Annotated in this window: 17 protein-coding genes and 1 pseudogene; 12 read left to right on the forward strand and 6 right to left on the reverse strand. The window is 63.3% G+C overall.

What is annotated here, in order from left to right; all coding sequences use genetic code 11:
• Positions 1 to 108 precede the first annotated feature (108 nt).
• Positions 109 to 651, reverse strand: a complete 543-nt coding sequence (locus KZX46_RS22215) for a flavin reductase family protein (protein ID WP_219777234.1) — start codon at positions 649 to 651, stop codon at positions 109 to 111.
• A gap of 172 nt (positions 652 to 823) precedes the next feature.
• Between KZX46_RS22215 and KZX46_RS22220 the strand changes: the two genes are divergently transcribed.
• The 7 genes from KZX46_RS22220 to KZX46_RS22250 all read left to right on the forward strand — a co-directional run bounded on the left by KZX46_RS22220 (position 824) and on the right by KZX46_RS22250 (position 9,055).
• Positions 824 to 1,168, forward strand: coding sequence for a cupin domain-containing protein (locus KZX46_RS22220; protein ID WP_219777235.1), 345 nt, complete (start codon positions 824 to 826; stop codon positions 1,166 to 1,168).
• Between the two features lie 177 nt (positions 1,169 to 1,345).
• Positions 1,346 to 2,266, forward strand: a complete 921-nt coding sequence (locus KZX46_RS22225) for a PHB depolymerase family esterase (RefSeq protein WP_219777236.1) — start codon at positions 1,346 to 1,348, stop codon at positions 2,264 to 2,266.
• Positions 2,266 to 3,198 (forward strand): VOC family protein, encoded by a 933-nt coding sequence (locus tag KZX46_RS22230; RefSeq protein WP_219777237.1) that lies wholly within the window; start codon positions 2,266 to 2,268, stop codon positions 3,196 to 3,198. Before KZX46_RS22225 ends, KZX46_RS22230 begins: the two co-directional genes overlap by 1 nt.
• 167 nt (positions 3,199 to 3,365) lie before the next feature.
• Positions 3,366 to 5,777 carry a TonB-dependent receptor gene (locus KZX46_RS22235; protein WP_219777238.1) on the forward strand — a complete coding sequence of 804 codons (2,412 nt, stop codon included), beginning with the start codon at positions 3,366 to 3,368 and terminating at the stop codon, positions 5,775 to 5,777.
• A gap of 313 nt (positions 5,778 to 6,090) precedes the next feature.
• A complete protein-coding gene (locus tag KZX46_RS22240; protein ID WP_219777239.1) occupies positions 6,091 to 7,101 on the forward strand; it encodes a hypothetical protein in 1,011 nt (336 codons plus the stop codon).
• Between the two features lie 24 nt (positions 7,102 to 7,125).
• A complete protein-coding gene (locus KZX46_RS22245; protein ID WP_219777240.1) occupies positions 7,126 to 8,019 on the forward strand; it encodes an SDR family oxidoreductase in 894 nt (297 codons plus the stop codon).
• A 43-nt stretch (positions 8,020 to 8,062) separates the two neighbouring features.
• Entirely contained in the window at positions 8,063 to 9,055 is a 993-nt protein-coding gene (locus KZX46_RS22250; RefSeq protein ID WP_219777241.1) for an amidohydrolase family protein, read from the forward strand.
• Between the two features lie 188 nt (positions 9,056 to 9,243).
• Here KZX46_RS22250 and KZX46_RS22255 read toward each other — a convergent pair whose 3' ends face one another.
• The gene (locus tag KZX46_RS22255; protein WP_219777242.1) at positions 9,244 to 10,074 is read right to left on the reverse strand and encodes a FadR/GntR family transcriptional regulator; all 831 of its coding nucleotides are present in this window, start codon (positions 10,072 to 10,074) and stop codon (positions 9,244 to 9,246) included.
• A gap of 306 nt (positions 10,075 to 10,380) precedes the next feature.
• Here KZX46_RS22255 and KZX46_RS22260 point away from each other — a divergent pair, with 306 nt between their 5' ends.
• Positions 10,381 to 11,598 carry an MFS transporter gene (locus KZX46_RS22260; RefSeq protein ID WP_219777243.1) on the forward strand — a complete coding sequence of 406 codons (1,218 nt, stop codon included), beginning with the start codon at positions 10,381 to 10,383 and terminating at the stop codon, positions 11,596 to 11,598.
• 20 nt (positions 11,599 to 11,618) lie between these two features.
• Here KZX46_RS22260 and KZX46_RS22265 read toward each other — a convergent pair whose 3' ends face one another.
• Genes KZX46_RS22265 through KZX46_RS22280 form a run of 4 tightly spaced genes read right to left on the reverse strand, consistent with a single transcriptional unit; the run spans position 11,619 to position 18,014 of the window.
• On the reverse strand, positions 11,619 to 13,286 hold the full coding sequence (locus KZX46_RS22265; protein WP_219777244.1) for a CocE/NonD family hydrolase: 1,668 nt from the start codon (positions 13,284 to 13,286) through the stop codon (positions 11,619 to 11,621).
• Between the two features lie 40 nt (positions 13,287 to 13,326).
• The gene (locus KZX46_RS22270) at positions 13,327 to 14,622 is read right to left on the reverse strand and encodes an acyl-CoA dehydrogenase family protein (protein WP_219777245.1); all 1,296 of its coding nucleotides are present in this window, start codon (positions 14,620 to 14,622) and stop codon (positions 13,327 to 13,329) included.
• A gap of 48 nt (positions 14,623 to 14,670) precedes the next feature.
• Positions 14,671 to 15,696: a hypothetical protein gene (locus tag KZX46_RS22275; RefSeq protein WP_219777246.1), complete on the reverse strand. Its 1,026-nt coding sequence runs from the start codon at positions 15,694 to 15,696 to the stop codon at positions 14,671 to 14,673.
• Complete coding sequence (locus tag KZX46_RS22280) at positions 15,693 to 18,014, reverse strand: CocE/NonD family hydrolase (RefSeq protein WP_226896329.1); 2,322 nt, start codon at positions 18,012 to 18,014, stop codon at positions 15,693 to 15,695. The genes KZX46_RS22275 and KZX46_RS22280 overlap by 4 nt, the downstream gene beginning before the upstream one ends.
• A 230-nt stretch (positions 18,015 to 18,244) precedes the next feature.
• Between KZX46_RS22280 and KZX46_RS22285 the strand changes: the two genes are divergently transcribed.
• From KZX46_RS22285 to KZX46_RS22300, 4 genes and pseudogenes are all read left to right on the forward strand, one after another.
• Positions 18,245 to 18,763 (forward strand): nuclear transport factor 2 family protein, encoded by a 519-nt coding sequence (locus KZX46_RS22285; protein WP_226896330.1) that lies wholly within the window; start codon positions 18,245 to 18,247, stop codon positions 18,761 to 18,763.
• A 146-nt stretch (positions 18,764 to 18,909) separates the two neighbouring features.
• Positions 18,910 to 19,035: pseudogene (locus KZX46_RS22290) on the forward strand (transposase); the annotation flags it as partial.
• Positions 19,036 to 19,372: 337 nt separating this feature from the next.
• A complete protein-coding gene (locus KZX46_RS22295) occupies positions 19,373 to 20,089 on the forward strand; it encodes a hypothetical protein (protein WP_219777249.1) in 717 nt (238 codons plus the stop codon).
• 251 nt (positions 20,090 to 20,340) lie between these two features.
• Positions 20,341 to 21,401 (forward strand): IS630 family transposase gene (locus KZX46_RS22300; RefSeq protein ID WP_219777250.1). Its coding sequence is split into 2 segments (ribosomal slippage): positions 20,341 to 20,833 and positions 20,833 to 21,401, totalling 1,062 coding nucleotides; the frame shifts between segments, so codons are not numbered across the junction.
• Positions 21,402 to 21,613: the final 212 nt, after the last annotated feature.

Consider the following 21,613-nt stretch of genomic DNA (forward strand, 5'->3'; position numbering starts at 1 on the left):
GAAGACCCGATGACATCGCCGGCCGCCGATCAGTTCGACCGCGTGCGGCCAGACGTGTTGCCGACCAGATTCGGACCGCAACGGTATCCGAGCTCCGAACGCATTGGGTCATCGGACATTTCCCTCCAGATTAGCGGCATCGTCGCTGATCTCGTTGGACTGCCGGGCACCGCCATAACCGCCGCGCAGAAAGACCATCGGCCGACCGGAGCACTCGACGTCCAGCGCACGGACAAGGCCGATCGCGATGAAGTGGTCCCCAGCCTCGTGTACCGCATGCAGCCTGCAGTCGATCCACGCGACCACGCCGTCGAGGATGGGTGATCCGCCGACCGACTGGCGATGAGGGATCGCGTCGAACCTCCTTCCCTCCTTTGAGGTGAGCATCCCACACACCTCGCGTTGTCCTTCGGCGAGGACGTTCACGCAAAATGAGCCGACCGCCTCGATCTTCGGCCACGTCGTGGACCGGCGGTCGGGGAGGAATGCGACAAGCGGCGGCTGGAGGGAAACCGACGTGAATGATCCGACGACCATGCCGATTGGGCCGGCGGGCCCAGCCGCCGTCACGACGCACACGCCCGTCGGGTAGTGCGACAGTATCCGGCGGAACTCGGAACTATCTACATCGAGATCGGGAATGCCGTCCAATTCTTGATCCCTCCCGGCCTCGGCGACCGTGGTGCGGATGACGGCCCTATTGTCGTCGGAACGCCTTGACCGCTACGACTTCGGTCTACTAAGTCACCGGGTCACCTTGTCAATGCGTGGCTGTGAAACAGTTGAGCCGTTCGAGCCACGGAACGGACCAAAGGAGATCGAAATGGACGTCGTCAGGTTCGCGGATGCTCCGTTCTACAGTGCTCCGGACCACGACGACGTGCTGGCGCGTAGACTTCAGGGCGGTGAAGCCAGCTCGGCCGACTTCGCTCTCGTGGGACACTCGACCCTGATCGCCGGCGCGGTCATTCCCATGGATGCGGCGGTGATCGGCAAGATCTACGTCGTCACGGACGGCGTGATCGTGGTCGAGCAAGAGGACGGTGCGCTGCATGAGCTTCGGGTCGGGGATAGCATCTTCGTGCCGGCGGGCGAAGCGAGAGCGGTCTTGAATCTCACCGATACGCCCGCGGCGATGATCGTCGTCACACCGTCACCATCGCTCTAGGCGATCGGGCTGGCTGATGAGCGCCAATCGACCCCGCACGACGGGATCCCCCGCGCCGTCCAAACGGTGCCGCCCACTCGGGGCCCGTGGTCGAGTGGGACGGGCCACGGCTCGGAAAACGCCCTGCGCGAGCGAAGAGCCGTGACCTTCAATCGAGAAGTCGTGGAGCAGCACCTCATGTTCGCGCCCCGACGGGCGCGGCCTCGTCCTGCCGCGCTCATGCTTCCTCTGGATAGGAACGTCAGGGCCCTCGTCGTCGAACTCCATGGCAGTGGTCTGGACGCACGCCGGCAGCGCGAACTCAGTGGTCTCGCGGAACGTCTACTCGCCCAGGGCATCGCCGTTCTCTTCCCCCAGGGCGTCATTCCCTTCCGGATAACAACGGCGTCGGCACCCGGCTTCGCCTGGGCGGTTCCGGGAGCGCCGCTGCCGGGCGGGAACGGACCCGCGCCCACCGGCGTCGACGACTGCGGCTGGATCGAGGCACTCGTCGAAAAGGTCCAGGGTGATCTGAGCATCGGGGCGAAGCCGTTGTTCATCGCCGGCTATTCAGGCGGAGCCCGACTCGCCTCGCATCTCGTTGTCCGAGGACGATCCCGCTGGTCGGCTGCGGGTCTAGTGGCCGGGCTGCGCGCCGTCGCTGGCGGGCATCGCGCTCCGCCGCCGACGATCACGTTCCACGGCGTGGAGGACATCGTCAATCCATATCATGGCGCTGACGGCGACCGATGGGACATTGGGGTCGAGGCTGCAGGCGAACGCTATGCGGCGATGCAGGGTTGTCCTCACACGCCATCCGACGTCCCGGTCGTCGGAGGCCGCCTTCGGCGATATTCGACCGCATCGGCGACTATGTTGACGATGTATGGTCTCGTCGGAGCCGGCCATGCATGGCCCGGAAGCACCGACGCGGATCACCTGCGGATGTTCGGTCCCATGACCGGGCCGATGAACGCCTCCGATTTCATCTCCACCTTCTTCGCTGGACACCTGGCGATCCATGAGGGACGGGACCGTTCCGGTGACGGACGTGGCCGGGCGCGATCAGTCGAGGCGTCGGGTCGCGACACGCTACCTGCATCGGAGGATCGACGCTGATGAGCGTGAATGTGCTCGGTCCGGCATATGTGCAATACCAGCATCCGTCCCTGGCGGAGGCCGAGCGCTTCCTCAGCGACTTCGGCTTCACCGCGTGCGGGGGGACGGGGGCGACGCGCTACTTCCGTGGAGTCGAGGCGGGCGGCTACTGCTACGTCGCTCACGAAGGACCTCGGGAGTTCATCGCCGGCGGCTTCGAAGTCGTGGACGTCGATGCGCTGATCGGGGCGTCGCGAACAATAATCGGCGCTTCGCCGGTGAGGCCGCTGTCTGGACCCGGTGGAGGATCGTATGTCGAACTACGGGATCCCGACGGTTTCCGCATCGACCTGATCGCGGGACGCGAAACGCTGGAACCCCTTGCGGGAACCGACGCGACGATCGTCAATTTCGGCGACAGGAAGCAGCGCTTCGGGCAATTCCAGCGCTTCGAGCGGCGCCCGGCGCGCGTCCGCCGGCTTGGCCACTTCGGCTTCAACGTAAGCAGCTTCGAACGCAGCTTCGCCTGGTATCATGACAACCTCGGCATGACCGCATCGGACACTCTGCACGCGGGGCCTGCCGGCGACGATGTCGCGGCATTCATGCGGGTCGATCGCGGCGTCGAGTGGGTGGACCACCACAGTGTCTTCTTCCTCGCGTCGCCGACGACGCATGTCCACCACTGCTCGTTTGAGGTGCAGGATCCCGACGAGGTAATGATGGGCAATGAATGGCTCAAGGCGCGAGGGTGGAAGCCGTTCTGGGGCGTCGGACGCCACATTCTAGGGAGTCAGGTGTTCGACTACTGGCGCGACTGCTCGGGCTTCGTCATTGAGCACTACGCCGACGGCGACATCCTCCACCGAGGACACCGATCGGAACGGCACGACGTTGCTGACGAGGCGCTTTCGGTATGGGGCCCCCCGCCACCATCGGACTTTCTCGACTAGATCGGTTCGAAACGCACTGCTCTATCGTGGATAAAATAAGAACACCGCCACCTGCAACCGCCAACACCGGCCAGACCCAATAAACCTACGTTGACGGCTATCTCATAATGAGGTAGCTCTCATTACAAGTCCCGGCATCAGGGACAGCTTGTTAAGGGGAGGGGCGGATGCTCGGCATTCCGGCGGACTCGCATTCGATGAAGTTAGTCAAACGTGTGGCCTCGCTCGGTAGGCCGACCAGCACATCCGTCTTCGCGCTGCTCATGTGCGCGTCGTTTCCCGCAGCGGCCCAGATGTCAGCCGCAGCGGCACTGAAAGAAGCGGCGCCGGCCTCACCCGCCGTGGCTGCAAGCGGCACGGACCAGCTCAGCGACATCATCGTCACGGCGCGGCGTGTGCAGGAGCGGCTTCAGGACATTCCCGCCAGCGTATCCGCTGTGACCGGCGAACAAGTGGCGACGATGAACTCGCTGGCAGACATCCAGGCGCTGGTCTCCGGCGTCACGTTCAAGACCTTCGGCCCCATCCCGACTGTCGGCATCCGTGGCTTCGGCAACCGCACGCAGGCCGGAAACGCCGTCAATTCCACGGTTGGCATCTTCCAGGACGGCGTGTTCATCGCTCCTCCGCTCGTCGCGCTCAGCAGCCGGATCGACACGGGCCGCATCGAAGTCGCGAAGGGACCTCAGAGCACGCTCTACGGCCGTTCATCGTTCACGGGCGCGATCAACATCGTCTCCAACGATCCGGCGAAGGAGTTCTCGGGGTATCTCGACGCCGGTTACGGGGGCAGCTCCGTGCATTCGGAGCAACTGTGGCATGTTCAGGGCGCGGTCTCCGTTCCTCTGACCGACGCTCTCTCGGTCCGGTTCTTCGGCCTGCGCGAGAAGAGGGACGGCTACGTTTACGACTCGCTCACCGGTAACCGGGGCGGCGGCTACAACCGCACCATCGGCCGCGTGAAGGTCCTGTGGGAACCTAGCGACTCCTTCACCGCGCGGCTGACGGGCACACTCATCGACGACAACCTTCCGCTGGGCCTGACGCACAGCGGTCGCAACTCGCCGCCGCTCGGACAGAACAACCTGTTCGGCGATCCGCTCAATCCGGCGGTCCGGACAGCTCTCCAGTTCGGCCCGACTGTCTGGGACGCGATCTACGTCAATCCGCAGTCGGCGAAGACCACCGGCCAGGAGGTCACGCTCGATCTGCGCATTAAGACCCCGGTCGGCGAGCTGGCGTCACTGACGGACTATCAGCACAGCCATCAGGACATTTTGACTGGGCTCGATCTGACCCGGCTGGCATACGCCCGCGGCGACACGCTCTTCGACGAACGACGCGTTTCGCAGGAATTCCGTCTGACCAACAAGATCGGCCGCGTAACCTATCTGGCCGGCCTCTACTACCTCCACGTCGAAGCCCGGCAGGGCGGGGGGGAGGCGCTGGACCCGAACCACGCCTTCGCGAACTTTGGTCCGGGCTCGGCGTTCTTCGACGGTCTCGTCATCCCGCATGTGCCCATCAATGCGCTTTTCCAGCCGATCTACACCAAGACCGACGCCTATGCGGCGTTCGGCCAGATCGGCTTCGACATCACCGACGCGTTGAACCTCACCGTCGGGTTGCGGCAGAGCCGCGACGAATTGTCAGGGCCGACCGGCAGCTTCCTGCGCACCGCAGCCGGCGGCCTGATCCCCGCCCAACCGACGACCCAGCGGCGCGGAAATTTTGACGCCACTACAGGAACGGCCAATCTGAGCTACAAGATCGCGCCTGACGTAATCGCCTACGGCAGCTACTCGCGTGGCAATTCCCCCGGAGGCCTGAATGTCGGCGGAGCGGCCTTGATCAACTACCGGCCGCAGAGCGTTGACGCGTTCGAGCTGGGGATAAAATCGCAACTGCTGAACCGGCACCTTCAGCTGAACGCGGCTCTGTTCGACAACGAATACAAGAACCTCCAGATCACCCAGAACGTCTTCATCAACAGCGCCCTGACGCCGCTCGTGACGAATGCCGGAAACGCACGCGGACGCGGCATCGACATCGACGCCCTCGCGGTCCTCAGCAGCAACTTCAGGCTTGGTGTTCAGTACACCTACGCCGAGTCGAAGATCACCCGCTACAACCTGCCGGCCGCACCTGCTCCCCAGGTCGATTTCACCGGCGTCGCCCTGGTCCGTTCGCCGAAGAACACGGCGAACGGCACGATCACCTTCACCGCCCCCGTCGGGGCCGGAAAATTCCTCCTCACCGCCGAGGAGAGCTACACCTCGAGTTACAACAACGATTACCAGGGCGTTCCCGCCGGGACCGCCTATCCGGGGATTCCCGGCGTTATCGCGCCGGGCGTCACCACTGCACAGGTGCTGGCGCTATACCGCACGCCCGGATACGCGGTCACCAACCTCAACGCGAGTTACACCTGGAAGAACTGGCAGGTCAGTGGCTTCGTCCGAAACCTATTCAATCACCAATACATCGCGGGCATCCTCGCCTTCGACACCGTGACCTACCCGCAGGAACTCCCAGGTGAGCCCCGGACCTTCGAGGGATCGGTGAAGTTCAGCTTTTAGACGGGAATCTGGCGTGTCGCCGATTGATGGACGGCGCGGGATCTGATGGCCATGTGTCGAGAAGGGACGCCCGGCGTCCGTCTCGTGCGGTCGGTCTTCAGGGGGCGATCCGCTTTCGCGGCGGAACAGACGGCGGAGGTCGAGCGGATCATGCATCGCGACCCTCTCATAGCGCAGAGCAGCTTCGGTTGTCTCTGCGCCGCCTGCCTAACGGCGTCGGTCCTCGTCATCGGCGTGATGATGTTCCTGTCCTGAGGCTCGACGACTCATAGGAAGAAGCTGGACGTCAGCCTTAACGATCGGAGATCAACTGATGTCGCGACCCGTGTACTTCGTGGGAACGATAGGCCTCGACACCGCCGAGGAGGTGTTCGAAGGCGTCGGTGCCTGTCTGGGCGACCATGTCCGTCAGATTCCAGACGGCGAAGTTGCCGGCCGCAGGCAGTGGGTCACCTATCAGCTTCCGGTGCTCCGTTCCTACGGGTTCCTCAGACCCGTGCCGCCGAACAGGTTCGTCCCTCTCGAGCTCAATCCAGGAGTTCGCCAAAGCGAGATCCGCTTCGCCGAACTCGGCTACGCGCGCGAAGCGCGAACGAGTTATTCCGACTTCATCGCTGCGCGGAAACGCGGCCTAGTCGGTCCACGCGTCCGCATGCAGGTCGGCATGCCGACCCCGTTCGCGGTCCTGAAGGCGTTCCTGACGCCGGACGCCTTCGCGGCGGTCGAGGAAGCCTACACGATGGCGATGCTGGATGAGCTGGCCGAGATCGCGCGCCGCATCCCGCACGAGGACCTCGCGTTCCAATGGGACGTCGCTCCCGAGATGATTGAATGGGACGCGCACGGGAACGCAGGGGGTTTGCTCGGGAAGGACGGGCGCGAAGGCGTCCTGACGCGGATGAAGCGCCTTTCGGAGACGGTGCCGGCCGATGTTCCGCACGGCTACCACTTCTGCTACGGCGACTTCAACGCCAGCCAAGTCGAGAAGCCTTCGACGCCGACGGCGATGATCGATCTATACAACAGTTTGTCCGAACGCATCGACCGTCCGATCAATTGGGTGCACATGCCGATCCCGGCGCATGCCGACCAGGCGTTCTTCGAATGCTTTAGGGCTCTTCGCCTCCGTCCTGAAACCCAGCTCTATCTGGGTCTCGTCTACGGCGTCGGGAACAGGCATGCAGCGGAAGAGCGGATCGCCCTGGCCACGCAGGTGCTCCCGTCCTTCGGCCTTGCGACGCGGTGCGGGATTGCACGCGGCCGCACGTCGCAAGAGGTTCGCGAACTGCTCGACCTGCACGCTGCGCTGGCGGCGGCGAACTGACGTGCGCGTGTCGGAGCGACGACGGTGATCCTGGTCACGGCCGCCAACGGCAATCAGGGCGGGCTGCTGATCCCAAAGCTGCTGGAGGCCGGCGCGGACATCCGGGCGTGCGTGCGGACGGAGGCATCGGAAGCGCAGCTCCGGGCGGCGGGCGTCGCCGACGTCGTCGTCGGCGATCTCGCCGACCCGCTGACGATGACCAGCGCGATGGAGGGCGTCGAAAGCGTCTACTACGTCGGCCCGACGCTCCATCCGAATGAGCGGACGATGGGGTTTGCAGCGGTCGACGCGGCCCGCCGTGCCGGGGTCCGGGCATTCGTCTTCTCGTCTGTGCTGCACGCCATAACCACGGATCTGATCCAGCACGTTATCAAACGCGACGTCGAGGAGCATCTGCTCTCCTCGGGGATGGACTTCACGATTTTGCAGCCCGCCAACTATATGCTGGCGCACCGTCTCAAGCCGGCCTTCGAACGGGGCGTGTTCCGGCTCTCATGGTCGCTCGAACGCCGCCAGTCGCTCGTCGCACTCGATGACGTCACCGATGTGGCCGCGTCCGTCCTGTTGAATGGCGAGCGGCATGCCGGCGCCACATATGAGCTCGCCGCTCCCGGCAGCTTCACGGGGCACGATCTCGGCGAGATCATCACGGCAGTCGTGGGTCGCGGCATCGCCGTCGAAGAGATCGACTGCGAGACGTTCCTCACCGAACTCTACGGCGATGTGGATCGGCACCCGTATCAGGCGCGCCTCATGCGCGCGATCAGCGCCCGCTACAGTTCCCACGACTTTGTTGGCAACGCCAACGTCCTGACATGGCTGCTCGGCAGGCCGCCCACCACCTACGCTAAGTTCGTCCGCTGCCAATACGACATCCACCGCCGACGGGTGGATGCTCAGCGGGCTCCCGGGGTGTGACGCCGCCCATGTCGTTTTTTCAGTATCGTCGGAGGCGGGGACGTTGCGCATCGTAGCGATCGAGGAGCATTTCATCGCACCCGACCTGATGGCGCGAATCTCACCCGATGCGCTGGTCGCGCGCGGTTGGCCCAATCCGGAGCGGCAACCATCCCGGATGGCGACGACCGATGCCCTGGAGGAAGCTGGATCGATCCGACTGGCCGACATGGATCGTGCCGGCATAACAATGCAGGTCCTCTCCGCGGGCGGTCCGGGGGCCGATCTGCTGTCGGCGGAGGAAGGCCTGCGCTTCGCCCGCGACTATAACGACCAGCTGCGCCGGATCGCCGACGAGCATCCGACGCGCTTCTCCGGCTTCGCCCACCTCCCCATGGCGCATCCGGAGGCAGCTGCGGACGAGCTGGATAGGGCCGTCACGCATCTCGGACTGAAGGGCGCCCTGATCAACGGCACCACTCGCGGACTCTTCCTCGACGCTCCCGGCTTCGAGCCGATCCTCTCCCGTGCCGCGTCGCTCGGAGTCCCCTTGTATCTCCACCCGAGCCCGCCGCCCGCGGCGGTCCGTTCCGCATACTACGCCGATCTCCCCGAAGAAGCGTCCATGCTGCTGTCGGGTCCAGGCTTCGGCTGGCATGCCGAAACCGCGCTCCACGTCCTGCGTCTCGTCGTCTCAGGCACCCTGGCGCGGCATCCGCGGTTGAAGCTGATCATCGGACACATGGGGGAGGGTCTGCCCGCGATGATGGGACGTGCCGACGAGGTGTTCACGAGCTTCGCCGCACGCCAGCTCGACCGCTCCATCGCACGTGCCATCCTCGACCAGGTCTGGATCACAACCAGCGGCCTTTTCACCCTGCCGCCGTTCATCGCGGCCCTGCTCACATTCGGCGCCGACCGGATCCTGTTCTCCGTCGATTATCCGTTCAGTTCGAATGCCATCGGCGCCGAATTCCTGAGATGCCTCCCCGTGTCACCTGCCGACAGGACGAGGATCGCGCACGGCAACGCGGACGCCCTGCTGTCGCTTCGATGACGGCGGCGCTCGATATGGCCTACGGGGGCGATCCAAGTAGGAGAACGGGCGGCTCGCATTGGCATGTGATCGTCCGAAGGCGATCCACCGTCCCTACCCTCGTCTCGTCGGGACGGTCGGTACGGAGCAAGACGTACGACGTCTTCAGCCGGCTTCCCGCATGTCGGGGGCCGGCTGGAATACGTGGCTCATGCCTTGAACTGCCGCACCATCTCCCCGATCACGTCGATCAAGCCGGGATCGGACAGGTTCAGCTCGTGGACCTTCCCGATGGCCTCGAACCTGTTGCGCTGCGCGACGAAATACGAGTCCATCGACCGACGTGCGACGACCGGGTCCCCAGATTTCAGGCCTTCGAGGATGGCCACCCGATGGGGCTGGAACTCCATGGCGCGCGCGTGCCAGAATCGGACGCCACGACCGGACAACGACTTGAGCTGCACTTCATGCAGAAGTCCCAGTAGAAATGCTTCGAGGGAAAGCAGAAGGGGACTGTGTGAAGCTGCAGCGACGGCGCGCTGGAATGCAACGATCATGGCGATGACCTCTTCGACGCTCTTCATAGTGCTGGGTGTCTCGAAGCGGTCGCAGATCGCCGTTATCTCCTCAATCTCACCGACGGTGATGTTGATGGCCGCCAATCCGATGGAATGCCGGCCGAGCACCTGTCGGATGTCGAGCGCCTCCATTATGCCAACGCTCTGCAGCTGGAGGAGAGTCTGCAACGCGGATGCGAGACCGAACTGGCCCTGGCTCCTGACGAACGAGCCGCTGCCGTGCAGCACCTCAATGAGGCCGAGCGTCTCGAGAGCGCGGATGGCCTCGCGGACAGTCGACTGGCTGACGCCGAACTGTTCGGACAATTCCCTCTCTGTCGGCAAGCGGTCGCCATCGGGACGACGGCGTGTGACGATGTCCTGCCGTAGGGTCTCGATGATCTCGTCCACCAGCTTCACCCGGCGGGGACGCGGCTGTTCGGGGTTCGGCGCCAGAGCAGGCCCGCGTGCGCCGGTCTTCATGTCACCCAGTCACCTTGATCAGACTGAGACATTGCCGTTTTGGTCCCCCGGACGCAATACCACAGGTCGTATCGGTTTCGCATCTGGCATGTGGTCGTCGCCGGTCACCGGGTCTTCCTCGATGGCAGCGGTGCTGCGTCATTCGCCGGCCGTTCGTCGCGAACAAGGTCTCGACCGCCCGGCCTGGTCCCGTCGCACTTCGAGATGAAGGTCGCTTTCGCAGCACATGCGCGGCGCCTGGGCGCGTCATTGGCAGCCGAAGCCGCGTCCGTCAGACGCGATCGACGAATGGAAGGGTGAACCTGCGTGCAGCGTTGGATCGTGTTGTTGGGTTGCTTCATCGGTATGAGCGTGGCCACGCCCGCCATACTCCTCGTGCCCATGGGCCTGTTCCTCAAACCGGTCACGAGCGAGTTCGGCTGGTCCCGGACGGAGTTCTCCTACCTCATCTCGATCGCAGCCATGTTCAACGCCATCGCCATGCCTTTGGCCGGATATCTCGTCGACCGTTTTGGGCCCCGCCGGATCATCGCCGTCGGCACATTGCTGGGGTGCGGCAGCTATGCCGCCCTATCCCTCGCATCCTCCTATGTCGGTTTCGCCGTCACGATCGCGGTGACGGTGATGCTCAGCGGCCTGGCGAGCTATCCCGCGTTCCTCGGATTGACGCAGCGTTGGTTCGATAGGCGCCTCGGCTTCGCCCTCGCCATAACCTCGACGGGCCTCGCGGCCGGCGTCGGCGTCTTCTCCTGGATCATCGCCCGCACTAATGCGATGCACGGCTGGCGAGCGTCGTTCCTGACGGTGGCCATGACCGCGCTGGCCGTCGGAGTCGTCAACATCCTCTTCTTCGTAAGGGACAATCGCGGACCGTTACCCGCAGTCGAACGAAGAGACGGGATGGCTCAGTCGCTCCAATCCGGGGAGACACTGGGGGCGGCCCTCCGCACCCGCGATTTCTGGCTGTATGCTACATCGTTCTGCCTTGTGATCTTCGCGGTCGTCGGCTGCAATTCGCATCTCCCTGCTCTGCTGTCCGATCGAGGTGCGTCCACGGACCTGCTCGCATCTGTGGTCGCAATCGGATCGGCGGGTTCGCTGGTCGGCCGTCTTTTCACCGGCATGCTTCTCGACCGATTCTCGGTCCGTAGCGTCGCCGGCGTCTTCCTCCTCGGACAGGCCGTCGGATTCCTCCTGCTCCTTGAAGGCTTGCGATGGGTGTTGCCCGCGGGATTTCTGCTCGGAGCCGTTCAGGGCGCCGAGATCGACGTCCTCGGCTTTGTGATCGCACGTCGTTTCGGAAGGATCGCATACGCACGGATCTTCGGAAGCTGCTTCGCCCTGACGCTACTCGGCGCCGTCGTGGGACCCGTGGCCATGGCCCTCGTCTTCGACCGCACCGGATCCTACGATGGCGGCCTGACGATGCTGCCCCTATTTCCAGCAATTGCCTTCGGTCTGCTCTGCATCGCCCGGTTCGCGCCGCCCACCGAGACCGCCACGGTCCTCCCGCTCAGGACCTGACGCGGACGGCGGATCGGAATTCAGGTCGGGATGACGGGCAGCAGGATATGACTGTCGTAGGCTCCGCCCGTGTGGATGACGTGTCTGCCGACGTTGCGCGTCACGGGATGGATCGCGATGCCGACGCCGGGCGCGTCGGACGCGGGGAAGGGATCCCGGCCCATGACCACGACCCGCATGGTCTCGCCGGCCCGGAAGAGGGTGCTTGAGGGCCATATTTCGATCTCGACCGGAACGATCTCTCCGGGCTTCAATAGCTGTTCACGGGTGTGCGGGTGAAAAGGCTGTTGCGGTGTACTGCGCGCTTCATCGAGTTCGCGGTGGGAGACGCGCAGCCAGCCGTGTGCGGCGTGGCCGAAGCGGAACCTCGTGATATAGTAGAAATTGACGAGTTCGCCCGTGGCGTCGAACTTCTGTACCGAGGCGAACAGGTCCATGTCGTCAGCTCCGAGGGCCTCGACCCAGAGTTTCAGCTTGAAGTGGCCCGTAAGCTCGGTGTCCTGATCGAACACATGGGAGAAGACCGCATGCGCTTCGGTCGCGGCTGCATCGTATGAGACGGCGGAGGCGTCACGGACGGGATCCCGACTGAGAGAGCCGGTCGATGCGTCGAGCCACAGCGGCGTATACTCCGTCCGCGCCAGGGGCCATTCCCCCTCGGCCCGCTCCTCCCCGACGTCCAACCCCTCCCTGACCTCGAGCCGCACCTTCGGCCAGCCGTCGACCTCGTTGGGAACGCCCTTGAGGAAGCGGTCGAAGAATGCGATCTGACGCCTCAGGCTCTCGTCGGTGTACATCCTCGCCCATTTGTTCCGGCCATGCACCTCGAGCCACTTGTCCTTCGAGCCCAGCCGCGTGAAGGCGGACAGCGAGCCCCGCGTATGGACGGCATGATCGCTCCAACTCGCGACGACGTAGGTGGGTACGTCGATGTTCTCGACGGCGGGAACCTTGCTCTGCCAATACTCGTCGAAGAACGGGTGGAGACGCATCGCGGTCACCCAGTTCTCCGCTCTCGCACGGGATGCGCGCACCTGCGCGTTCCAGAAGTCGACGAACCCCGGGTTCGGCATCCCGCCATGGAAACCGATCTCGCGGTAGAGGTCGCTCATTCCGTCATACGGTAGCAGCGCGGCGAGGTGCGGCGGGCGCGTCGCGCCGGCGAACCACTGCACAATGCCGAAGTAGGAGGCACCTCCCATTCCGACCTTGCCATTCGACCACGGGCGTTCAGCGATCCACTCGATAGTGTCGTGGATGTCGTCGCCCTCCTGCGGCGACCACGCCGTCGCGTCCCCCTCCGACGAGTTTATGCCGCGTGGATCGGGCACCACGATCGCGTAGCCGGCTGGGCACCACACGACGGGATCCGGGGCCTCGATCGGCGCATAGTCGGACACGTCCGCGCCCTGCGTGAAGAGCGTCCGGACAGGCCTAGGCCAGCGGTAGTGCTTTCCGTAGGCGCTCCAAAGCACGATCGCCGGGAGCGGACCATCGACCCCCGCCGGGCGATAGACGTCCGTATAGATCTTCACGCCGTCGCGAAGCGTCACCGCGACGTCGTAGTCGATCGTCAGGCCATCCGCCGTGATCTGCCGTGGTTCGAAGCCCGGATAGGCACGCTCCTCGAGCGGCCGCCCGGGCTCCATGACCCGGTCGTCGATGCCATTCACGATCGAGTTCAACATCGTTCCCCCATTGGTCCGCTGCGCAGGTCCCGCCCTGACCTCAGTGGACGTGATTGTCGACAAGCGCGGCCTGCTTCGCCGCCGGCGAGAAGCGGTCGAGCGTGGTTATGCCGGCAAAGTTGTGCGGCTGCATTCCGGCCATCAGTCGTCCGTAGTTCTCGGACAAAGCCTCGAGGTTGAGCGCTCCATGCAGGGTGATGACCCTCGCGTCGCGCCACGCCCTCTGGATGGGCTCGCTTTCCATAATCGCCGTCGACCCGGAGTTCCGCTGGAGGATCTCGATCGCCTCCGCGCACCATTTCGCGGCATAGGCGGTCTCGACCAGAACCCGGGCGCTGAACTTCTGCATGTATGCCGGCTCGGCGGGCGTCCCGTCCGCGGCGAGCTGCCCGAGCCGGTCGGTCTCCTCGGCATTGGCCATCGCGATCAGCTTCGCCGCCTTGATCTTCGAATGCACCTCGGCAAGCAGCAGGTGCGTCAGCGGGGCCTCCAGCTGATTTTTGTAGGTCGTGCCACGGATGGGTCGGCCCTCCGAACGGTCGAGAAAGCGCTCCAGGGCTCCCTCGGCGATGCCGACGGACATCCCGCTCATCAGACTGAACGCCCAACCGAGCGTCGGCACCTGCCACAGCGAGCCGGCGAGACCGCTGTCGAGCTTGCGTCCCGTAACGTCCCGGAAGTCGATCGCGCGATGTTCGGGAACGAACAGTTCGGCTTCGTTCAGCTCGAGGGAAACGCTGCCGGTCGCCTTCATGCCCGCCACTTTCCAATCGTCGAGGAAGCGGAGCTGGTCGCGCGGAACCTGGGCGCCGACCAGATACTTGCCGCCACCCTCCTCGGCGATGCAGCCGAGATTGGTATAGGGGGCCCAAAGCGCGTCGCTTCCGAACGTCCACGGGCCACCGGAGATCACCCAGCCGCCCTCGACCTTCCTCGCGCGCCCCTTCGATGCGGGGAAGTGGCTCGATCCGGCCACGCGCGGCCCGACCCACTTCTGCGAATAGACCTCTTCGACGACCTTCGGTCCCATGCCGGCCGGGATCCAGTTGGTGGACGCCGCGACCCACACGGTCCATCCACATGATCCGTCCCATTTGGCGACCTCCATCACGATGTCGAGCTGCTGCCGCACCGACAGTTCGTCGCCGCCGAACTCGGCGGGACTGGCGATGGCGAATGCACCGGCTGCATCGAGATCGGCGATGGTCTGATCTGAATGCCGCCCGGCGCGCTCGTTGGCGAGCGCACGCTCGCGGAGGGTGGGACCGAGCGCGCGAAGGTTGCGCAGGACCTCGGCGTGCCTGCGTGAGGTCTCGAGACTGCTGATCATTGTCATGGGATGTTCCTTCCGTCCTAATTGGTTGAGCGATCTGCCCCGGTTCGATCAAACGGATTGCGTCCGTGGTGGCGGGCGCCACCATTTCGCGGGTTCCGGCGAGAACCCGAATTGCCGCTCGACCTCATGCGGCACCGATAGCGTCTTCATGTGGTGGGCGACGGCGCCAATGACGTGGTTGCCGCCTACAAATGATGCCGGTTCGGCGACCGTCCACCCGAGCCCGGCGGCCTTGACGCGGCGGAAGACACTCTCGGTGTCCAGCGGATCGCGTGAGCCCACGGCGATCGTCTTGAAGCCCTGGCGGTCGAGCCCGTCGTCGAGCGGCCGCGCTCTGCCCGCGGGGCGTGCATAGTGGACGAGTTCGAGGAAGGTGGTGCCGCCACGGAGCGTTACGACGGTCCGCTTGGCGTCGGGGAGCCCCCAAAGCGCCTCGTCTTTCGACGAATGCAGTTGGACGTCGCAAGGCTCGAGGCCCACCACGTCGCGAAAAAAGCCGACGGCATCGTCGATGTCGGTTACCGACGCGGCAACGTAGACGACCGCAGGCCCGAGGTCGTGGTAGCGGTCTCGATCTCCTGGGAGTCGAGGACCCTCTTCCATGATTTCGACCGGGATGCCGACAGTCGGATCACGGAAGCAGACCCTGCGCGAGCCGCCGGACGTGGCGGGCGGCGTCAGCGTCGCGATGCCGAACTCGGCGAGCCGCGCAAGCGTCCCATCGAAGTCGGGAACCGATATGCCGATACGACAGAACCCGATATCGTTCGGTCGCCAGTCAGCGGACATCGCGCGTTGGCGCGGGGAAGTGTGGGTCCAGAACTCGAGCTGCAGCAATTCCTGTCGGCCAACCATATATAGGATCGTCGCACCGCCCCAGCCGCCGAAGCCCATCACCTGACCGTTGTGCCGCGTGTAAGTCAGGCGATCGCCTGCGCCGGCGAAGCCGAAGACAGTAGAGTAGAGATGCTTGCAGAGCGGGAGATCGTCGCTGCCCAGGACGATCTGGACGATACGCGGAAGGTTGGATCCGTGCTCGAGGCGCTCCGATGGTAGGGCGACGCCTAGAGTCAAGACATCGACGCCGGTACGATAGGCAGCTGGACGTAAGACGGGAAGCCGGGACCGGTCCAGATCGTGTTGAAGGCGCCGACGTGATAGCTCGCGTCGTACGCCCGAACCGGCAGGCCGGCGGGCGTATAGGGTTGAATGTCTATCCGCAGTCGGCAGCCCTTGCGGATCAGCGCACTGCTGGGATTGAGGCCGACCTCGATCGCGACGACCTCCTCTCCCCGGAGTGGCGCGTGATCGCTCTCGAGGTGGGTGTGCACCGGCCAGTATCCGGTCGCCCGAGTCTCATCGAGGCGGCGGTGGGACACCTTTAGGAAGCCGTGACCGACGGGGTGCGGGTTGATGGGGTCGATGGGATGAACGAGGGTCTCGTAGCGGATCTCCCTGTCAGACTCATCGATCACGCGGAGCGAGACGAAGACGTCCATGTCAGGGCTCGTCGACGACACCCAGAGACCGGCCTTCATGTATCCGACCAGGACCATGTCCTCGGTCATCGGCTCGCTGACAAATGCCACGCCCGTCGATGAGCGCGGCGTGCCGTCGACTGAGCCGGTCGGCGCCATAGAAGGCTGGCCGAGGTCGAGATGGGCGTCGTATGCCGCGCTACGATCATCCTCCGGAAGATCCGGGCCGATGTGCATGACCGAGCCACGCTTGGCGTCGCCGGTCCAGCCCGACGGCCGCGCGTCAAGATACCACCGACGGTAGTCTGTCTCCTTCAACGGCCATTCCGACGCTTCGCGAACGTAGTGGGACCCGTTGCCGGTCCGCACCTGGATCCGGACCGGCGGACCGTCCATCGCGCCGTTGTCGGACTCCTTGAGCCAATGGTCGAACCAGCGCATGTGCTCGACAGTATTCATCTCATTGTAGCAGTCCGGGAACCAGGCGTCGACGAAGTCGAACTTCCTAGCCTTCGCGCCCGTCGAATGAATGTAGGTTTCGCTGCTGCCGAGTTGGTGAATCGTGACGCCGGTCTGCGGTCCGACGATCCAAACCGGCGCCGTCGCCCTCCCGAGTTCCGGGCGCATGAAGATCGACCCGCGCGGACCATAAGCTGACTCATCGTTGAACGGGGTAGCGAGAACACGCGCCATCCAGTCGGTCTCGCGCCGGTCGCCGCAGTGGTTGCCGCCGGACCAGATCTTCCACCACCAGTTCCAGAATCCGGACCCGAAGATGCCGCCTCCGTAGAGAGCCTCGTTATAGATGTCTGCATCGGTACCCTGAGCGATCATTGCCTTCAGGTGTGGCGGCTGCAAGCTCGCGACGTTGTGCTGCGCCATCGCCAGATACGACATCCCCCACAGACCAACGTTGCCGTTCGACCACGGCTGCGTCCCGGCCCATTCGATTGCGTCGTAGTAATCCTCCGCCTCCTGAACGCTGAAGGGAGCCTGCACGCCGGGACTGTTGCACACGCCGCGCGCGTCGACGCGGACGCACACGAAGCCGTTCGGCACCCATACCGACGAGTCGACGCTCTCGTGATTCTCGTATTGGAGACCGTCCGGATTACCGGAGAAGTAGCGGTCCTCCATCTCCTCTTTGGCGAGGGCCTCTGCATCGTCGCAGACGCACTCGTGATAGAAACTCTTGCCGTAGAAGCCCTTGCTCATGACGACGGGGTGGGGGCCACTGTCGGCCGGCCGGAAAACGTCGGCGCAGACGTAGGAACCGTCGCGTAGCGGTATCCTGACGTCGGACGCCTTGATGATGCCCCGGATGTTCCGGCGGAGCTCGTTCCTAGCCGCGGCGGCGCCGACAAGTCTGCGGGGCTCATGCCCCATGAAGACGCCCGGCGCGGCGTTCAACCTCGCGAGGATGGCGACCACCGCCGCATCGTCGGCGAAATTGGACACTCCTGGCGGATTTGTCGCCGTCGCCCCGCTCGCGTCAACTATCTCCGAGGCACCGGCAGTGCCCTGATTGAAGTTGAGCACGACAGGGCCGACGAGACCGTGGACGGATGGATCGATGGTCACCCCCCCTTCGCCGCCACCGTCGCGGTCCAGCGTCTGCACCAGACGCGCGAGATTTGTCACTAGCGGGTCGCGCAGCTTGTCGACTTTCCCTGCTACGCGGTTCACGAGCTGGGCAAGGTTTACGTGGGGAGCGCCCGCCGTGGTGCCCAACACCAAGCCACCGAGCAGGAAGGTCACCGCCTCGCCTTCCTGATAGCGAAACTCGCCATCGCCGCTAGTCAAACCAGACTCAGTCGGGGTCTCATAGGCCAAGCCGCGGATGGGCCCCGCCATCAGGCCGGCCAAAACATCTGTCACGATCGTCAACGCGTGAAGACCATGTGCATCGACCACTCCCGAGGCCCTCTTCATCGAGGCCGTTTCAGCGATGATCGGTAAATTGACCAGCCCGCGGAGTCAATCAGGATTCACCGGGTCATCAGGTGACTTTGCAGACGGAGCTTAAAGGGCATTTTTCATGGGTGTCTCCGATCAGCGAAGCCGTTGATCGCGCAATTTGACAGCCATTTTCGGCTGAGATACCTCTCATTGTGGCTAATGAAATTAGATAGGGAGACTTGATCGTGGCTGACGATAAGGCAGAGATCATTGAGGCCCTTAACCTCTATGCGTTCGCGTTAGATGCGCGCCAGTGGGATTTGTTTGACCGAATATTTACCGATGACATTATCATGGATCTGGGTCCAGCCGCAGTGGCATGGAAGAATCGAGCCGAATTTAAACAGGGGTTCAAAAACTTTCACGAGACGCTCGACAATCATCAGCACACAATGATGGGACATCTCGTTCAGGTAGATGGCGATACGGCAAAGGCATTCTGCTATGGTAACTGGTTACTGGTGCGCGACGCTGCGGAGGGAGGACCTTCGTGGATGGGCACTGGTTGGTACGATGATGAATTGGTCCGGACCAATGGTCGCTGGATGATTAACAAGCGAGTGTGCCGGCTTTTATCGTGGACTGGAAACCCTCGCGTGCCTGAGCCAAATGGCGACCAGTCCCCGGACATGAATATGAATTCGTTATTTCGTTCGTCCGATGCGGGTGAGGTAGGCTTTCTTAAGGCCATTCGCTCTGCATAGACAACTACAAGAATGATCCTGACGCATTGCTGAGTTGGCGTAAATTACCCAGCTGAGTTTTTAAGGCGTGACTGCGCTTCTGCTAGGGTCAGGACCCATTGATCTGGGCGTCGCAATCTGATTTGGGCTCCGCAAGGAGACTGGGCATTAGCGACCTGTACTGGCTGACCGACGAGCAGATGGCTCGGCTTGAGCCGTATTTTCCCAAGAGCCACGGCAGGCCCCGTGTCGATGATCGGCGGGTGTTGAGCGGCATCGTATTTGTGAACCGCCAATCTTACGACAGCGGTCGAGGTACGCCTCCCAGTCCGGATAGAATTCGAGGACCAAGACGTCACTCCCTTCGCGGAGCAGATGGTCGACGACCTCGAACGCCGATTGACGGTCGGGGACGAGCGTCAATCGGACATTTAAACGCGCTATTATAGCACGGGCATGAGCGCCGTGTTATTCGTATTTGGCCTACCAAACCGGGTCATCAAGGACCCTTTAATAGCCGAAGTTTCTTCACCCAGTTGTGACAACCGAACGCGTCGGAACCGAGCGACGTCTGCTTCGCTCTCCGTGATGTCGTATAAGGCAGCATGTTCGACAACGAGGATCGCCAACTTGTTCACCTCGCAATTTCTCGACGCACTCGGGCGATGGCAGCGCGGTTGGAAGCGCGACAAGTCTGCCCGAATTCCGATTGCCGCTGCGATCGAGCGCGAGGCTGCGATGCTTCCAGCAAAGTTCCGACGGCCCGGCGGGAGGCTGTATCGCAAGCGGCATCTATATATGACACACGATCAGTCCGAGTTGGCGCCTCTATTCCTCAGCGGACTTCTCGACGAAGGCAGCGTTACGAGCTGGAGCACGGATTATGAACACGTCGAAAGATTGGGAGACGACGCTTCATTCGGGCATCCGCGCCTTGCAGCCGGTGCCATCTTCGCCCACGTCCCACGGGAACCAGAAGTAATACTGGATATTTCTTCGCTCTGGGCGGACGAAAGTTTCGTGGCCGCTGCCGCTGCATACTGCGCAAGGGATGGTAGCGAAGGAGAGGCACTGCTCAATTTCGCGGCAAAGCAGAGCGAAGTGATCATGCGGGCACCGCTTCGTTTAGACGAGATCGAAGCACTTAGTCTGCCCGGAAACTTCCAAAGTCTCGCGTCGCTGATGGGAATCACCAGAGAGCACGAGGATGTGCTTCACCAAATGCTCGACGCTGCCGACATCAGGCTGGAGAGGCCGTTCGTGATTTCGCGCGATCGGGCGTCAGCCGTCCTGTCCAAGGTCTTGGAATCGATCGCCACGAAAATGTCTACGGCTCACAAAGTTTGACTACTCGTTTAATCTCTTGCTTTGCGATCTTACGCGGCGCGATCTCGCGACAGAACTCCGGGCTGCCAATTATCGAGGGCGACTAGCGGTCGCCGCTGTCTAGCCGAAATCGTTCGATGAAATCTGCGCGATGGCCTCGTTTCTTCACGTCGAGAAGGCTAATACCAGATCCCTTGGTCTCTGACTCAACGCGGGGGATTCCCAAGAAGGGCGTGATCTGATTCAACATCGCATGCTGTGGGAGGTTTGCGGTGGCATCGGCGGTTGGGCTTCGGGACGACTTTGACGGGGTTGGTGTTCGGCGGCAGGCGCGACTGAGCGGGCACGCGAACCAGGTTCGGCGGTTGCTGGCGCTGGCGGTGATTTACGATGGCGGTGCGCGGCAAGAAGCGGCGCGGGTCGGTGGTGTTGGTCTGCAGACGGTGCGGGATTGGGTTTTGCGGTTCAATGCCCAAGGCCCTGATGGCTTGCTGGATGGTAAGGCGCCTGGTCCGCGCCCGGTACTTGGTCCCGAGCATAAGCGGGCGCTGGCTGCGATCATCGAGCAAGGCCCGATCCCGGCCTCGCATGGGGTGGTGCGCTGGCGGATCGTCGACCTGATCCAGTGGCTGTTCGACGACTATGGCGTGTCGGTGAGCAAGCAGACCCTGAGCCGTGATCTGCGCGCCATGGGCTACCGCAAGCTGACGGCCCGGCTCCGGCATCATGCGCAAGGGGCCGATGCCATCGACGTTTTTAAAAAGACTTCCCCGCCCAGCTGGCAGCGATCGAAGCGACGCTCCCAGTCGGCACACTTATAGAACTATGGTGGCAAGACGAGGCCCGGGTCGGCCAGAAGAATGGCATCACGCGCCGGTGGGCCAAGCGCGGGACCCGGCCATCGGCGCCCAAGGACCAGCACACCACGTCGGCGTATATCTACGGCGCGATCTGCCCGGCCGAGGGCAAAGGCGCCGGTCTGGTCCTGCCACGCTGCATTATTGAGGGGATGACGCTGCATCTCGCGGAGATAGCGGCCGCCGTGTCATGCGGCGCCCATGCCGTGCTTCTCCTCGATCAGGCGGGCTGGCACGGCTCAAGGGCGCTGGTCATTCCGGCCAATATCACCCTCTTGCCGCTCCCGCCAAAATGCCCCAAGCTCAACCCGGTCGAAAACGTTTGGCAGTTTATGCGCGACAACTGGCTGTCGAACCGCATCTTCAAATCCTACGATGACATCCTCGATCATTGCTGCTTCGCTTGGAACTGTCTCACCGATCAGCCGTGGCGGATCATGTCGCTCGGACTGCGGACATGGGCGCATGGGTTCTGATCAGAGAGTCTTGGTATAACACGCTTCTGGCGCTGACGGCCCTGATAACATTGCTGCGCGCAGCTGCATCCTCTTCTCGTCCGTCACAATGGCCGCGGCCGCATGCTTGACGGCATGGACAGATTGTCCAATCGGCACGACGAGGCGTCCTCGAAGGTTTACTTGGAGACGGTCGGGTTGGAAGTCGTGGAGCTTAACTGAGAACTGCTCAC

Source organism: Polymorphobacter sp. PAMC 29334 (assembly GCF_019431245.1).
GTDB classification, from domain to species: Bacteria; Pseudomonadota; Alphaproteobacteria; order Sphingomonadales; family Sphingomonadaceae; genus Polymorphobacter_B; species Polymorphobacter_B megasporae.

Bases quoted from the DNA above. Each gene is read 5' to 3' on its own strand.
- KZX46_RS22220 (WP_219777235.1), top strand. From the start codon at position 824: ATGGACGTCGTCAGGTTCGCGGATGCTCCGTTCTACAGTGCTCCGGAC.
- KZX46_RS22225 (WP_219777236.1), top strand. From the start codon at position 1,346: ATGTTCGCGCCCCGACGGGCGCGGCCTCGTCCTGCCGCGCTCATGCTT.
- KZX46_RS22230 (WP_219777237.1), top strand. From the start codon at position 2,266: ATGAGCGTGAATGTGCTCGGTCCGGCATATGTGCAATACCAGCATCCG.
- KZX46_RS22235 (WP_219777238.1), top strand. From the start codon at position 3,366: ATGCTCGGCATTCCGGCGGACTCGCATTCGATGAAGTTAGTCAAACGT.
- KZX46_RS22240 (WP_219777239.1), top strand. From the start codon at position 6,091: ATGTCGCGACCCGTGTACTTCGTGGGAACGATAGGCCTCGACACCGCC.
- KZX46_RS22255 (WP_219777242.1), bottom strand. From the start codon at position 10,074: ATGAAGACCGGCGCACGCGGGCCTGCTCTGGCGCCGAACCCCGAACAG.
- KZX46_RS22265 (WP_219777244.1), bottom strand. From the start codon at position 13,286: ATGTTGAACTCGATCGTGAATGGCATCGACGACCGGGTCATGGAGCCC.
- KZX46_RS22270 (WP_219777245.1), bottom strand. From the start codon at position 14,622: ATGACAATGATCAGCAGTCTCGAGACCTCACGCAGGCACGCCGAGGTC.